This window comes from uncultured Roseovarius sp. (assembly GCF_947259555.1).
Taxonomy (GTDB): Bacteria; Pseudomonadota; Alphaproteobacteria; order Rhodobacterales; family Rhodobacteraceae; genus Roseovarius.
Map to the genome: position 1 here is coordinate 1 of NZ_CAMYMD010000042.1, position 13,740 is coordinate 13,740.

At 62.2% G+C, this 13,740-nt stretch carries 9 protein-coding genes, 2 tRNA genes and 4 pseudogenes; 9 read left to right on the forward strand and 6 right to left on the reverse strand.

The genetic code is table 11. The annotated features are described in order from the left end of the window. A partial coding sequence (gene putA / locus Q0X85_RS07485; protein ID WP_297771019.1) for a bifunctional proline dehydrogenase/L-glutamate gamma-semialdehyde dehydrogenase PutA occupies positions 1–3,245 on the reverse strand: 3,245 nt, incomplete at its 3' end. Positions 3,246–3,350: 105 nt separating this feature from the next. On the opposite strand from putA, the gene Q0X85_RS07490 reads away from it, so the two are divergent. The 4 genes and pseudogenes from Q0X85_RS07490 to Q0X85_RS19795 all read left to right on the forward strand — a co-directional run. Further along, the gene (locus Q0X85_RS07490; protein WP_297771020.1) at positions 3,351–3,830 is read left to right on the forward strand and encodes an Lrp/AsnC ligand binding domain-containing protein; all 480 of its coding nucleotides are present in this window, start codon (positions 3,351–3,353) and stop codon (positions 3,828–3,830) included. A gap of 32 nt (positions 3,831–3,862) precedes the next feature. Further along, entirely contained in the window at positions 3,863–4,411 is a 549-nt protein-coding gene (locus Q0X85_RS07495; protein WP_297771021.1) for a hypothetical protein, read from the forward strand. Positions 4,412–4,475: 64 nt separating this feature from the next. Next, positions 4,476–4,561 (forward strand) — tRNA-Leu (locus Q0X85_RS07500). 155 nt (positions 4,562–4,716) lie between these two features. Continuing rightward, positions 4,717–4,917: pseudogene (locus tag Q0X85_RS19795) on the forward strand (transposase); the annotation flags it as partial. A 14-nt stretch (positions 4,918–4,931) separates the two neighbouring features. On the opposite strand, the pseudogene Q0X85_RS07510 reads toward Q0X85_RS19795, so the two are convergent. Next, positions 4,932–5,105, reverse strand: a pseudogene (locus Q0X85_RS07510) (transposase); the annotation flags it as partial. Between the two features lie 5 nt (positions 5,106–5,110). Between Q0X85_RS07510 and Q0X85_RS07515 the strand changes: the two are divergent. Together Q0X85_RS07515 and Q0X85_RS07520 are read left to right on the forward strand one after the other, a co-directional pair. After that, a pseudogene (locus Q0X85_RS07515) lies at positions 5,111–5,260 on the forward strand (integrase core domain-containing protein); the annotation flags it as partial. Between the two features lie 199 nt (positions 5,261–5,459). Next, a complete protein-coding gene (locus Q0X85_RS07520; RefSeq protein WP_297771023.1) occupies positions 5,460–7,592 on the forward strand; it encodes a CHASE domain-containing protein in 2,133 nt (710 codons plus the stop codon). Positions 7,593–7,939: 347 nt separating this feature from the next. On the opposite strand, the pseudogene Q0X85_RS07525 reads toward Q0X85_RS07520, so the two are convergent. The 4 genes and pseudogenes from Q0X85_RS07525 to Q0X85_RS07540 all read right to left on the reverse strand — a co-directional run. Beyond that, positions 7,940–8,200: pseudogene (locus Q0X85_RS07525) on the reverse strand (ATP-binding protein); the annotation flags it as partial. After that, on the reverse strand, positions 8,149–8,496 hold the full coding sequence (locus tag Q0X85_RS07530; RefSeq protein WP_297771025.1) for a hypothetical protein: 348 nt from the start codon (positions 8,494–8,496) through the stop codon (positions 8,149–8,151). The pseudogene Q0X85_RS07525 and the gene Q0X85_RS07530, both read right to left, overlap by 52 nt. 272 nt (positions 8,497–8,768) lie before the next feature. Next, positions 8,769–8,843 (reverse strand) — tRNA-Gln (locus tag Q0X85_RS07535). A 128-nt stretch (positions 8,844–8,971) separates the two neighbouring features. After that, the gene (locus tag Q0X85_RS07540) at positions 8,972–9,475 is read right to left on the reverse strand and encodes an SH3 domain-containing protein (protein ID WP_297771027.1); all 504 of its coding nucleotides are present in this window, start codon (positions 9,473–9,475) and stop codon (positions 8,972–8,974) included. A 102-nt stretch (positions 9,476–9,577) separates the two neighbouring features. Between Q0X85_RS07540 and Q0X85_RS07545 the strand changes: the two genes are divergently transcribed. The 3 genes from Q0X85_RS07545 to ggt are packed head-to-tail and all read left to right on the forward strand — an operon-like array spanning position 9,578 to position 13,464. Further along, complete coding sequence (locus Q0X85_RS07545; RefSeq protein ID WP_297771029.1) at positions 9,578–10,564, forward strand: D-glycerate dehydrogenase; 987 nt, start codon at positions 9,578–9,580, stop codon at positions 10,562–10,564. 7 nt (positions 10,565–10,571) lie between these two features. After that, positions 10,572–11,684, forward strand: a complete 1,113-nt coding sequence (locus Q0X85_RS07550) for a class I SAM-dependent RNA methyltransferase (RefSeq protein ID WP_297771032.1) — start codon at positions 10,572–10,574, stop codon at positions 11,682–11,684. A gap of 13 nt (positions 11,685–11,697) precedes the next feature. After that, on the forward strand, positions 11,698–13,464 hold the full coding sequence (gene ggt / locus Q0X85_RS07555) for a gamma-glutamyltransferase (RefSeq protein ID WP_297771034.1): 1,767 nt from the start codon (positions 11,698–11,700) through the stop codon (positions 13,462–13,464). Positions 13,465–13,740 lie beyond the last annotated feature (276 nt).

Genomic DNA, 13,740 nt, shown 5'->3' on the forward strand with positions numbered 1-13,740 from the left:
CCTGAAAGGCCGCCCATGGCCTTGAGCGCATGCGGATCGACACGGCCCGACGCCTCGATCGCGACACCGCCGAGACCCGCGACCGCGCGCGCCTGCGCTGCTGCCGCCTCGCGTCCCGGCCCGAGGCACAGAAGCGCCGGGCGCAGATGCGTGGTCAGCCGGTTCGATTCGCCGGTAGGCCCGGGCAGGATGAGCGCCTCGCGCGGGCTGTGCGGGGCGGCATTTGCCGCATCGAGCGCCTTTTGCACGGCGGCGACGGGCATGGCCTCGTCCCACTTTTCTCCCTCCAGCGGCGCGGGATGCGCGCAGAACCGCGTGAGGTAATGCGGCCCGCCTGCCTTGGGCCCGGTGCCGGACATGCCCTCTCCGCCGAAGGGCTGCGATCCGACGATGGCGCCAATCTGGTTGCGGTTGACATAGATATTGCCCGCATGCACCGCCTCGGTCACGTGCTGCACGCGGTCGTCGATGCGGGTCATGAGGCCGAAGGTCAGGCCGTAGCCGGTGGCGTTGATCGCACCGATCACCTTGTCGAGGTTGCGCGACTTGAAGGTCGCGAGATGCAGGACCGGGCCGAAGATCTCACGCTCCATATCCTCGATGCCGCCAACCTTGATGAGCGTGGGTGCGATGAATGTCCCGGCATTGGGGGTCTTGAGCTCGTGCAATAGACGCCCGTCGGCGCGGGCCTGCTGGATATGTTCGGCAATCCCGGCGCGGGCCTCTTCGTCGATCACCGGGCCGCAATCGGTCGAGAGGTGCCAGGGGTGGCCGACATGCAGCGCGTCCATCGCGCCGGTCAGCATCTCGGTAAAGCCCTCGGCGATATCCTCCTGCACATAAAGACAGCGCAGCGCCGAACAGCGTTGCCCGGCGGATTGGAACGCCGATTCGACAATCGCCTGCACCGCCTGTTCGGGCAGGGCAGTGCTATCGACGATCATCGCGTTCATCCCGCCGGTTTCGGCGATGAGCGGGGCACCGGGGGCGAGGTTCTTGACCATCGCCGCGCGGATTTTCAGCGCGGTGTCGGTCGAGCCGGTAAAGGCCACGCCGCCGACGCGCGCATCCGAGGTGAGCGCCGCGCCGACCTGTCCGGCACCGGGCAGGAGTTGCAGTGCCGTCTCGGGCACGCCTGCCTTGTGCATCAGCCCGATGGCCAGATGCGCGATGAGCGGGGTTTGCTCGGCCGGCTTCGACAGCACCGCGTTGCCCGCCGCGAGCGCCGCCGCGATCTGGCCGGTGAAGATGGCGAGCGGGAAGTTCCATGGGCTGATGCAGGTGAAGGTGCCGATGGGCTGCCCCTCTGGCGCGTTGGCCGCGTAGTAGCGCAGGAAATCCACCGCCTCGCGCAGTTCCGCCACCGCGTCGGGAATGGATTTCCCGGCCTCGCGGTGCAGGATCGCGAAGATCTCACCGTAATTCTCTTCGTAGAGATCGGCCACTTTGTTGAGGATCTTGGCGCGTTCGACTGCCCTGGCCTGCCATGGCTTGGCCGCCGCAAGCGCCGTTTCGATATCCGCCTCCGAGGCCCAGGCGACGGTGCCGGGGCTGTCGGCGGGATCGGCGGGGTTCTCGACGCGCTCGGGCTCTTGCGGTTGCGCCTTGCCCGCGAGCAGCGGTGCGGCGGCCCATTGGTGCGAGGCATAGGGCGCGCGGGCTGCCTCGATGGCGTCGAGCGTTGGCTGATCGGTCAGATCAAACCCGCGCGAATTGGGCCGCTCTGGCTGGAACAGGTCCGGCCCGGTGGGCAGGTGCGGCTGCGGATCATTCACCGCCTCGAACGGGTCGCGGGCGACGGTCTCGGGGGCCACATCCTCATCCACGATCTGGTTGACGAAGCTGGAATTCGCACCGTTTTCCAAGAGGCGGCGCACCAGATAGGCCAGCAGATCGCGATGCGCGCCCACGGGGGCGTAGATCCGGCAGCGTGTGCCCTCGGATGTCAGGATGATGTCATGCAGCGCCTCGCCCATGCCGTGCAGGCGCTGGAATTCAAAGGTCGACTTGTCCGTCGCCATGTCGAGGATCGCCGCTGCCGTGTGGGCGTTATGGGTGGCGAATTGCGGATAGATGCGGTCGGTCATCGCCAGGAGTTTGCGGGCATTGGCGATATAGGAAATGTCGGTCGCCGGTTTGGAGGTGAAGACCGGGAAGCCGTCCACGCCTTCGACCTGCGCGCGCTTGATCTCGGTGTCCCAATAGGCGCCCTTGACCAGTCGCACCATGATCCGGCGGTCCAGTTTCGTCGCCAGATCGTGCAGGTAGTCGAGCACGTGGGCGGCGCGCTGACCGTAGGCCTGCACCACCACGCCGAACCCGTCCCAACCGGCAAGTGCGGGCTCTGACAGCACGGTTTCGATCACGTCGAGCGAGAGCGCGAGGCGATCGGCCTCTTCGGCGTCGATGTTGAGGCCCATCTTGGCCGATTTCGCCAGCAGCGCGAGGCTGCGCAGGCGCGGCACGAGGATGTTCATCACCTCGTCACGTTGTGCCACCTCGTAGCGCGGATGCAGCGCCGAGAGTTTAACGGAAATGCCGGGATTGTCGCGGATATCCTTGTTTGTGCAGGCATTGGCGATGGCGCTGATCGCGCGGGAATAGCTGAGGTGATAGCGGGTGGCGTCGGCATCGGTGCGCGCCGCCTCTCCCAGCATGTCGTAGGAATAGGAATAGCCCTTCTTCTCCATCCCCGCCGCGCGGTCCATGGCGGCCTGAATGGTCTCGCCCAGCACGAATTGACGGCCCATTTCCTTCATCGCGCGGCCCGTGGCGGTGCGGATCACTGGCTCGCCCAGACGTTTGATGGCCCCGCGCAGATGGCCCACCGGGCCGGGCTGTTCGTCCTTGAGCACCTTGCCAGTCAGCATCAAGGCCCAGGTCGAGGCATTGACCAGCGGCGACGTCGAATGCCCCATGTGCTTGCCCCAGTCCGACGGCGCGATCTTGTCCTCTATGAGGGCGTCGATTGTGTCGGCATCGGGCACCCGCAAGAGCGCCTCGGCCAGACACATCAGTGCAATACCCTCATCGGTCGAGAGGCCGTATTCGGCCAGAAACACCTCCATCAGCCCGGTATCGGAGCGGCTGCGAATGTCACGCACAAGCTGTGCGGCGCGGTCGCAGATGCGCGCGCGATCCTCGGGTGAGAGATCAGCGATCTCGGTCAGGCGGGTCAGCGTCTCGGCCTCGTCGGCATAGGTCCCAAGGTCGATGGCGCGGCGGATATCGGTGTCGTACGGCATGGTGCCTCCCCCATGAGTGATCAGACGATGCTACCATCATTGTCTAAGTGACTTTTCCCGATTAGGGTAAATTCTCAGGCCGGTTGCATCGAATTGGAGAGATAAGTGGACCAAAGTGAACAGCTCGATCTCGACCGTTTCGACCGGGCGATTCTGCGGGTTCTGGCAGGGGACGGGCGGATCAGCGTGACCGATCTCGCCAAGGCCATCGGCCTGTCGAAATCGCCCACGCAGGCTCGGCTGCGGCGGCTGGAGCGGGACGGTGTGATCACCGGTTACCGCGCGCTGTTCGATCCGATACGGCTGGGGCTGGATCACGTCAGTTTCGTCGAGGTGCGGCTGCATGACACGCGCGAGGCAGCCTTGGCCGAGTTCAATGCCGCCGTGTCCAAGGTGCCCGAGATCGAGCAGGTGCATCTCATCGCCGGGAATTTCGACTACCTGCTGAAAATCCGCACGCAGAGCATGGCCGATTACCGCCGGGTTCTGGCCGAGCATATCTCGGGCCTGCCGCATCTGGCCAATACCTCGACTTATGTGGCGATGCAGGCGGTGAAGGAAAACGCGCTCTCGGACGTGATTTGACCTCTGCCCCTATCGTATCATTATATATCAGCATGAGACACGTCTTGATCGCGTTTTTGCTATCGGCTGGACCGGCCCTTGCCGAGACCTGCCCCGCGCCGCCGGATCACCGCGCGGTGATCGGTGGTTTGATCGAGGATGTGCAGGATGCAGAGGACGAGCGCACCGCGCGGCTCATTTCAAACGAGATGTGGGAATATTGGGCCGATGCGCCGGATGCGCGCGCGCAGGAATTGCTCGATGAAGGGATGACGCGGCGCGAGGCCTATGACTTTGCCGGGGCCGTGGATGCGTTCGACGCGCTGATCGCCTACTGCCCGGAGTATGCCGAGGGCTACAATCAGCGCGCGTTTGTCAATTTCATCCGGCAGGATTACGCGGCGGCGCTGCCGGATCTGGAGCGGGCGCTGGAATTGTCGCCGCGCCATATCGCGGCGATGACCGGGCAGGCGCTGACGCTTGTGGCGTTGCAGCGTCCGGGCGAGGCGGCGCTGATCCTGCGCCGCGCGCTCGACCTCAACCCGTGGCTGACCGAGCGGCATCTGCTGCCCGGGCTGGAGGCGCTGGAAGACGACATCTGACGCGTCGCTTTGGCTTTACACCCCGGTCAAAGCGGATATTGTCCGCGCGCGTCTGATCGCCCTTGCCCGCGTGGTGGAATGGTAGACACAGGAGACTTAAAATCTCCAGGCCGAAAGGCCGTGCCGGTTCGAGTCCGGCCGCGGGCACCACGAACGAATAGTTAAGTTATTAATACTTATGTTTAATTTATAGAATTTATTATTTAGAATCCAGCTGGAAACTGTGTGCGATCAGGATCTCATCGGGTGTGATTTCTAATTCGAACCTCGTAAATGGAGGTTGGAATGACGAGCAGCGCTTTGTATTGACGGATTATGTATCGTGGCCGCTTGAGCCGCATTCGCCGGGAACGGCCAGCGACGCGGGAGCCACGGCAAAGGATAGCCGCCTGTTTCTGGACGCCGTATCCTGGCGGGTTTGGACCGGCTCACCAGGGTGCGACCTGCCGCCCGCTTTCGGCAACTGTAACAGCCAGTTCCGGCGTTTCCGTGGCTGGGCCAAAGCCCTGAAAATACTTTGGAAAGCGTCCGCCTTCACCGACCGCCCGAAGCGCTTGGAGATCGAATTCCACCTCCCGAATTTCCCGGGTAGTTCCCGCCATTGTGCGCCGGTTCGCACGATCCACAGGACGGTCTCCACGAACAGTCGCGGGTCGCGCTGGTCTGGCCGGGGGCTGTGCCCTTGCCAAGACAGAAACGGTCGATGATTGCCTGAACGAACACCTGTTCACGTCGGTGCGCCATACCGGCCGCATGATTGCGGCATGGCGCGCAGCCTACAACCACAATCGCTCCCGCCTCGCTGGCCTGACGCCACACGAATATGCTAACCGGTCAAATGGGGATTAAAACCTGAACAGAGCTAGCTCATAAACGCGGCCTCCAAGAGGAGCACGTTACAATGTGCACAAATTTGTTAAGGCAAGAGTTGCAAGCTGTACTAACTTAAATATGCTAACTTAAAGTTGCAAGTGCCGCGTAATGCTACCGAAAAAGTAGTCAGAAACTGTGGCCTTAGCGCGAATTCAACAAGGTTTCGTTGCTCACTATGACGCATTGGCTTTCTTGGACTTACAAGATTTTGTTTCGCAAAACCAAGGTGCCAATCCTGCTGGCAGTCTTAGTCGTGGTCGCCGGATGGCTTGCCGCTGAAACGCAGGCAAGAAAAAATCATATCGAACATCAACGCGCCACTGTTGCGGCCGAGGTGGCCTTGCTTCGGGCTGATCTGGAAGGCGCAGTGAACGGACCAATCCAGCTGGTGCGAGGTTTGGTTGCCATGATTGCAGCAGAACCTGATATGGACCAGATCCGTTTTGCTGAATTGACGAGCGGGCTGATTATTGACGAACCGTTGCTGCGTAACATCGCGGCGGCGCCGGGCATGGTCATTCAGATGATGTATCCGATTGAAGGCAATGAACAGGCGATTGGCCTTGATTACAACCGCAATCCAAAACAGCGGGATGCAGCGCTGCGCGCGCGCGACTCTGGCGATTTGGTTCTGGCTGGGCCGGTGGACTTGGTACAGGGTGGCCAAGCGTTCATTGGACGGTTCCCGGTCTTCTTGCGAAATGGCGATAGCACTCCGGCTTTCTGGGGCCTTGTCTCTGCGGTTATGGATCTCGATGTATTGTATGCGCAGGCAGGGCTACTCAATACGCTGCCCTTTTCGGTAACTCTGACGGGCCGTGATGCGACTGGCACACAAGGGACCAGGTTTTTCGGGCCAGATGTCACGCCGGAAGACATGCCTGTTGTATCGAGTGTACAGTTGCCGACGGGTACATGGCAAATCGCAGCAATGCCACATGGTGGATGGCAAGCCGAACCTCCTCATATTTGGACAATTCGTGCTTTGTTACTGTTTGCAGCCGCTTTAATCTTAATCCCAAGTATTGTGATGGGGCTCTCAATGGAGGCGCGCCAACGCGCCATTAAAGATCTGGAAGCCGCCAACACAGCTTTGCAACATCAAATGCACGACATCAAAATCGCACGCGCTGCCCAGGCGGAAGCAGAGGTGCAGTTACGCCAATCCCAGAAGCTTGAAGCCGTCGGTCATCTAACCGGAGGTGTCGCTCATGATTTCAACAATCTGCTGACGGTCATTCTGGGCAATGCTGAACTGATTTCAGAGCAGGTAAGCGATCCGAAAATTCGTCATATGGCGGATGTCACAATGTCCGCAGCGGAGCGTGGTGCCCAGTTGATCGGGCGCCTGCTGGCGTTTGCGCGTCGCAAGCCATTGGATCCGAAACCGACCGACATGAACCAGGTGATCAAAGCGATGCAGCCACTTATTCATCGCAGCCTACCTGCGAGCACCGAGATCGAGTTTGTAATCGACCCGGACCTCGGCATCGCAGAAATCGATGCCGGGGAACTGGATACGGCCCTGCTGAACCTCATTGTTAACGCGCGCGACGCCATGGAAGACGGTGGAAAACTTACCATTGAGACCGCCAATGTCGTGCTGGACGAACATTACGCCGCCCGTCACCTTGAAGTCGAGCCGGGCGAGCATGTCATGATCTGCGTGTCCGACACTGGCAAGGGCATGGATGCCGAGACACTCCGGCAAGCAGTCGAGCCGTTCTTCACCACCAAGGACGTGGGCAAGGGAAGCGGTCTCGGGTTGAGCATGGTTTTCGGATTCACCAAGCAATCAGGTGGACATATAAAGATATACTCTGAACCCAATGAGGGCACGTCGGTTAAGCTCTATTTCCCGCTCCTGTCTGCCGAGCACGAAACGGATGTCAAGACGACGCTCGAGGGTCCGTTGAAAGGCGGAACAGAACATATCCTGATTGCCGAGGACGATGATCTCGTGCTTGAACACCTCAAGAACCAGCTTATTTCGCTGGGTTACCGGGTGAGTGCGGCAATGTCGGGCCAAGAGGCGCTTGAAGTCCTGCAAGCACAAGATGACATCGCTCTCTTGCTGACCGACATCGTCATGCCCGGGGGGATGAACGGGCGCGAACTAGCCGAACAAGCGCTGGCGGCGCGACCATCACTGAAAGTGCTGTTCACCTCGGGCTACACCGAGAACGCGATTGTCCACCAGGGACGCCTAGATCCAGGCGTCGCCTTGTTGAGCAAGCCCTATACCCGACTGGAACTGGCAACTAAGGTACGAAATGTTCTCGACGAGGATCGCGGCGAATTTGCGTAACATGCCGTCCTGCCGCGAGAATGAGCCGTCACCGGCGATGGTGGCGAACTCGCCCGACTCCGGCAGGCGCTTCCAGCGAGAGGTGCGCCAGCGCCTTGATCAGTGCGCTGTTCTTCGGGCGCGGCTGGACACCGCCTTCCGGAAGGTTCCTCTCCTTGCGCCCACCGCGCTTCAAGGCGCGGAACGGTAAGTGGGGCGTTCGAGCGGTCAGTCGCTGTGGTGATCTGACCTGATCGACTCGCCGATTCGACAAGATGCGATAATGGGGCGGGCTGGTGGTCCGAGGAAGTGTTCCGGGGCTGAAATTCAACCTCAACCTAAGCAATTGATATAAACATTAATTTTTATCAAACCCAAGGATATGGTGTCAATCGTCGTTTGACGGAAATCGCGGTTGTGCCGCAGATTGTGTTCCCGGTCTCGATGATGCTGCAGTGGTGCGTGACGCGATCAAGCAGGGGAGTTGTCATCTTGGCATCCCCAGAGACAGACACCCATTCGCCGAACTCAAGGTTGGTCGTGATGATGACACTGGTGGTTTCATACAGTTTGCTGATCAGATGAAACAGCAGCGACCCGCCGGATTTTGGAAACGGAGTATAGCCAAGTCACCTAGAAACTCGGTGATCAGCGTGTAGGTCGTTTTCAGCAGGACCTGCATGCTGGGATTGGGGTGGAGCCGTTTTGCCTTCTCGAACCCGTCGCTCAGGGTGATTGGCGCTGTCGTGACCGCCTCGACAGGGCCGTCCGAGACTTTCGCGACGAGCGGCGCGGCGAGGTGCCGCATGCCTTCGCCTTTCTCTGTCTGTCTTTCGAGCTCGGCGGGCTCGCGCTTCATCGCAAGGGCGCGCTGCCCGAACGTGACATCCGCGAGGCCTGTCATGCGCCGGGCGGCCCGGCTCATGACCTCGGACAGGAGAGGGGTTCAAAGCGACACGCGCCAAAAGCTGCGCGTGCATTTTTCTGAAATGAAATTCGGCAGAGGATTTCGGAAGTGGTAGCTGCCGCCCCGAGCGGTGACATAAGGCGCGCCGCGCGTGTTCTGCCGGGGGCCGGATCGGAGATCGGTGTCATGGCGGGGCAGGGGCTGGGATCGGCGATCATGTGTCACATCCGCCTGAGATGCTGATGCGCCGTCCGTCAAGGCATTGGTTTTGCGAGGGATTTTTATATTCATGGCTGGGGTGGTAGGATTCGAACCTACGGTACACGGTACCAAAAACCGCTGCCTTACCACTTGGCTACACCCCAACGTGTCGCGCTAATTACTCTGGACCTCGGCGCGGTTCAAGAGTGGAAGGCAAAAAAAACTCGGGCAATCGAATACTTCGGCGCAACCCTTTGATAGATAACGGTAAGCTGTCTAAACTAGGATGATTTTATCGGAATGTCTCTTGGTCGCCGATGCCCCAGAGTGCTGATTTTCGAGCCCAGCCGTCATAACCTGCGGCGACGAGGGCACACCAGTCCGGCTCGCATTCCTCGACTCGGGCGATCACGCCCTGCTCCAGTCTGGCGACAACCATAGCACCGGGATCTGGATCGGTCAGCAAGTCAAGCATCTCGACCTCGACGCTGGCTGTGCGCACGCCGGATAAAAGAGTGTAATGCACCCAACCACCCGCACCGTCGCGGTCGCGGACGCGGCGCCAGTGACCGTGCTCGGCAGTTATCTCAAGCGGAATATCGCGCCGTTTGAACACCCAGTCGATGCGGTGTGTCAGGCTCGGGCCGCGGCGTACGTTTCCCTCGCTGGCTTTCATCGAGACATATCGTGGCAAAGGCAGGTTTGTCACTGGCCCGCGTTCTTGTGAGATGGATGCGATGGGGACCAGGGCAATCAGTGCGACAAGGGCCGCGAGACCTGTATTCATGACTGTCATTCGATTTATGCCTGTCAAACTGCAAGGGGTTCTTGTGCCCCGCTCTTTCCTGCGCCACTCTGTCAGCAACGCGCCTGAAAGGAAAGCTTGAAGGAGGGCTACATGCCATCTGCACGCCTGAGTGTTGTCGTTACGCGACGCCTGCCCGAAACGGTCGAGACGCGGATGCGAGAGTTGTTCGATGTCCGCCTGCGCGAGAGCGATGGGCCCATGACCCGCGAAGAGCTGGCGAAGTCCGTCAAGGAGGCGGATGTGCTTGTGCCCAGCCTGTCCGACCGGATTGACGCGGGGCTCATTGCGCAAGCGGGTGACCGGCTCAAGCTGATCGCGAATTACGGCGCAGGTGTGGATCATATTGATATCGGTACGGCGCGACAGCACGGTATTTTGGTATCCAACACGCCCGGTGTGCTGACCGACGATACCGCGGACATGACAATGGCGCTTGTGTTGGCGGTGACGCGCCGCCTGCCCGAAGGTCTCGCCGTGATGCAATCGGGAGATTGGCAAGGCTGGTCGCCCACGACGCTATTGGGGGGCCGTGTCGCGGGGCGCAGGCTTGGCATACTGGGCATGGGGCGCATCGGGCAAGCGGTTGCGCGCCGGGCCTCCGCATTTGGCATGCAAATCCATTACCACAACCGTCGCCGCCTGCGTCCCGAGATCGAGCAGGAACTGGAGGCTACCTATTGGGAGAGCCTCGATCAGATGGTGGCGCGGATGGATGTGCTGAGCATCAATTGCCCGCATACGCCGTCCACCTTTCACCTGATGAACGCGCGTCGGCTCAAGCTGATGAAGCCCGACGCGGTGATCGTGAACACGTCCCGCGGTGAGGTGATCGACGAGAACGCGCTGACCCGGATGTTGCGCGCCGGAGAGATCGCCGGGGCGGGGCTCGACGTCTATGAGCACGGGACCGAGATCAACCCGCGCCTGCGAGAGCTGAAGAACGTGGTGCTGTTGCCGCATATGGGGTCGGCCACGGTCGAGGGGCGGATCGAGATGGGCGAAAAGGTGATCATCAATATCAAGACCTTTGACGACGGGCATCGCCCGCCCGATCAGGTCGTGCCGGCGATGCTGTGATCCTGCATTGAGCCAGCCCGCGCATTTCGAGATCTTCCTCGCCGCCCCGCCGGGGCATGAAGCCGCCGTTGCCGAAGAGGCGCGCGAGGCCGGGTTCGGCCCCGCCACTGTGCTGCCCGGCGGGGTCAGTTTCATGGGCACATGGCCCGATGTCTGGCGCGCCAATCTGGACTTGCGCGGGGCCGGGCGGGTGCTGGCGCGGATCGGGTCGTTTCGGGCGTTTCATCTTGCCCAACTCGACAAGCGGGCGCGCAAGTTCGACTGGGCCGCGCATCTGCGTGCCGATGTGCCGGTGCGGGTTGAGGTGACCTGCCGCAAGTCGAAGATCTACCATGCCGGGGCGGCGACGCAGCGGATCACCGGCGCGCTGACCGAGACGCTCGGGGTTGAGGTACGCGACGATGCGGCGCTGCGGCTGATGGCCCGGATCGAGGATGATCTGGTGACGTTCAGCCTTGATACCTCTGGCGAGCCGTTGCATCGGCGCGGTTCCAAGGAGGCCGTGGGCAAGGCCCCGATGCGCGAGACGCTGGCGGCGCTCTTCCTGCGGCAATGCGGCTATGACGGGGGCGAGCCGGTCCTTGACCCGATGTGCGGCTCGGGCACCTTTCCGATTGAGGCGGCGGAAATCGCGACAGGGCTGCGGCCCGGGCGTGCGCGGCGTTTCGCCTTTGAGGATTTGGCAGGGTTCGATGCGCAGTCATGGGCGGCGATGCGGCACGGTTCCGCGCCGCGTGAGACGCCGCTGCGGTTTTACGGGTTTGACCGCGATGCAGGCGCGGTGCGCATGGCAACCGAGAATGCCGCCCGCGCCGGGGTGGGAGAGATCTCGCGGTTTGCCTGTCAGCCGATTTCGGCGCTCACCCGTCCAGAGGGCCCGCCGGGGCTGGTGATGATCAACCCGCCTTACGGCGCGCGGATCGGCAATCGCAAGCTGCTCTTTGGTCTTTATGCTAGCCTCGGCGAGGTCCTGAGGCGCGAGATGAAGGGCTGGCGCGTGGGGCTTGTCACCAGCGACGCAGGCTTGGCGAAATCCACCGGATTGCCGTTCTTGCCAGCCGGGCCGCCGGTGGCGCATGGTGGGCTCAAGGTGACGCTCTGGCGCACCGATCCGCTTTAGGAGGGTTTGGCAAATGCGCGCGCTGTTTCTGGCTTTGGGGATTGGTCTTTGCAGCCCTGCCTTGGCGCAGCAGGCCGCAGATACCGTCGCGCCGGAAGGGGCCGGGGCAGGGGCCTTGCAGGTGCCCGGTCTCCTGGCGGGCGCGCAGGCAGCCAAGGATGCGGGACGCCCCGTAGAGGCGGAGAACTGGATGATCGCGGCAGCGCACCCTCTGGCGGTCGAGGCAGGCGCGAAGGTGCTGCGCGCGGGTGGCACGGCGGCGGATGCGATGGTGGCGGTACAGGCGGTGCTGGGGCTGGTAGAGCCGCAAAGCTCTGGTCTGGGGGGTGGTGCGTTCCTTGTCTGGCATGACGGGGCGAGCGGCGAGATCACCACGCTCGACGGGCGCGAGACCGCGCCGATGGAGGCCACGCCAACCCTCTTTCAAGACGAGACGGGCCAGCCGCTGGAGTTTTTCGACGCCGTGGTGGGCGGGCGTTCGGTGGGCACGCCGGGCACGCCCGCGCTGCTAAGGGCGGCGCATGACCGGTGGGGGCAGGCGGCGTGGCCGGGGCTGTTCGCGGATGCGATCCGGCTGGCCGAGGAGGGATTTGCGGTCAGCCCCCGCCTGGCCTCGCTGGTCCAAGGCGACGCAGACCGCCTCGCGCGGTTCCCGGCGACGCGCGCCTATTTCCTACCGGGCGGGGAGCCGCTCGCAGTCGGGGATCGGCTGCGCAACACGGCCTATGCCGAGACGCTGCGCGTCCTCGCAAACGATGGCCCGCGCGCCTTTTATACCGGTGAGATCGCGGCGGATATTGTCGCCACGGTGCAGGGCGCGCCGGGCAATCCGGGGGTGCTGACTGAGACCGATCTGGCGATCTACCGGGTCAAGGAGCGGCCCGCGCTCTGCGTTCCCTATCGCAGCTATGAGGTGTGCGGTATGGGGCCGCCCTCGTCCGGTGCGTCGACCGTGGGGCAGATCCTCGGGCTGCTCTCGCCGTTCGATCTGGCGGGGCTCGGGCCTGACGAACCCGAGGCATGGCGGCTGATTGGCGATGCCAGCCGTCTGGCCTTCGCCGACCGGGGGCGCTATCTGGCCGACAACGAGTTCGTGCCGGTGCCGCTCAAGGGGCTGCTGGCCCCGGATTACCTTAAGTCGCGCTCGGACCTTCTGCGCGGCGACGATGCCCTGCCGCAGGTTGCGCCGGGCAGGCCGGAGTTCGATCACGCGCTCAATTGGGCCGACGACCAATCCATCGAGCTGCCGTCGACCTCGCATGTCTCGATTGTCGATGGCTATGGTAATGCGCTCAGCATGACCACGACCATCGAGAACGGGTTTGGCTCGCGGCTCATGGTGCGGGGGGTCCTGCTCAACAATGAACTGACGGATTTTTCCTTCGCCAGCCACGATGAGGGCCGCCCGATTGCCAACCGGGTGGAGCCGGGCAAGCGCCCGCGCTCCTCCATGGCGCCCACGATCCTGCGCCGGGACGGCGCGCCGGTGCTGGTTCTGGGCAGTCCGGGCGGCAGCATGATCATCGGCTACGTGGCCAAGACCATCATCGCTTGGGCGGATTGGGGGATGGATGTGCAAGAGGCAGTTGCGCTTCCGCATCTGGTTAACCGATTTGGCCCCTACGATCTGGAACGCCCGGAGCACGCGGCCGCATTGCGCGGGATGGGATACGCGGTGAGTTTGACGAAGCTAACCTCCGGCCTGCACGCCATAGAGGTTGGCCGGACTCTCAAAGGCGGTGCCGATCCCCGGCGTGAAGGCCTTGCCTACGGCGAATAGAGCTTGATGGTGCGATGTCACCCTGTCGGGCCGTAATATGCCTGAGGGATGGGTGTGCGGATGCCCGAAACCTGTGCGCCGTTGGAAAAATTCGGGGCAGGAAGAGAAAATTTCATTTTTCTGCAAAAAACCTCTTGCGACTCTTTGGGGCTATCCGTAAAAGCCCTTTCACCGGCGGCGCTGAGGTGCTGCTGGGACGCTGGACGGGACGGGGCTGATGCTCTGGAGTGCGAGGCGGGATAGAATATCTGAGGTATGATTGGCGGGTTGCGCTAG

What these genes read in the sequence shown, in the direction of transcription:
- Q0X85_RS07495 (WP_297771021.1), top strand. Translation starts at nt 3,863, where the DNA reads ATGAGACACGTCTTGATCGCGTTTTTGCTATCGGCTGGACCGGCCCTT.
- Q0X85_RS07520 (WP_297771023.1), top strand. Translation starts at nt 5,460, where the DNA reads ATGACGCATTGGCTTTCTTGGACTTACAAGATTTTGTTTCGCAAAACC.
- Q0X85_RS07530 (WP_297771025.1), bottom strand. Translation starts at nt 8,496, where the DNA reads ATGAGCCGGGCCGCCCGGCGCATGACAGGCCTCGCGGATGTCACGTTC.
- Q0X85_RS07540 (WP_297771027.1), bottom strand. Translation starts at nt 9,475, where the DNA reads ATGACAGTCATGAATACAGGTCTCGCGGCCCTTGTCGCACTGATTGCC.
- Q0X85_RS07545 (WP_297771029.1), top strand. Translation starts at nt 9,578, where the DNA reads ATGCCATCTGCACGCCTGAGTGTTGTCGTTACGCGACGCCTGCCCGAA.
- ggt (WP_297771034.1), top strand. Translation starts at nt 11,698, where the DNA reads ATGCGCGCGCTGTTTCTGGCTTTGGGGATTGGTCTTTGCAGCCCTGCC.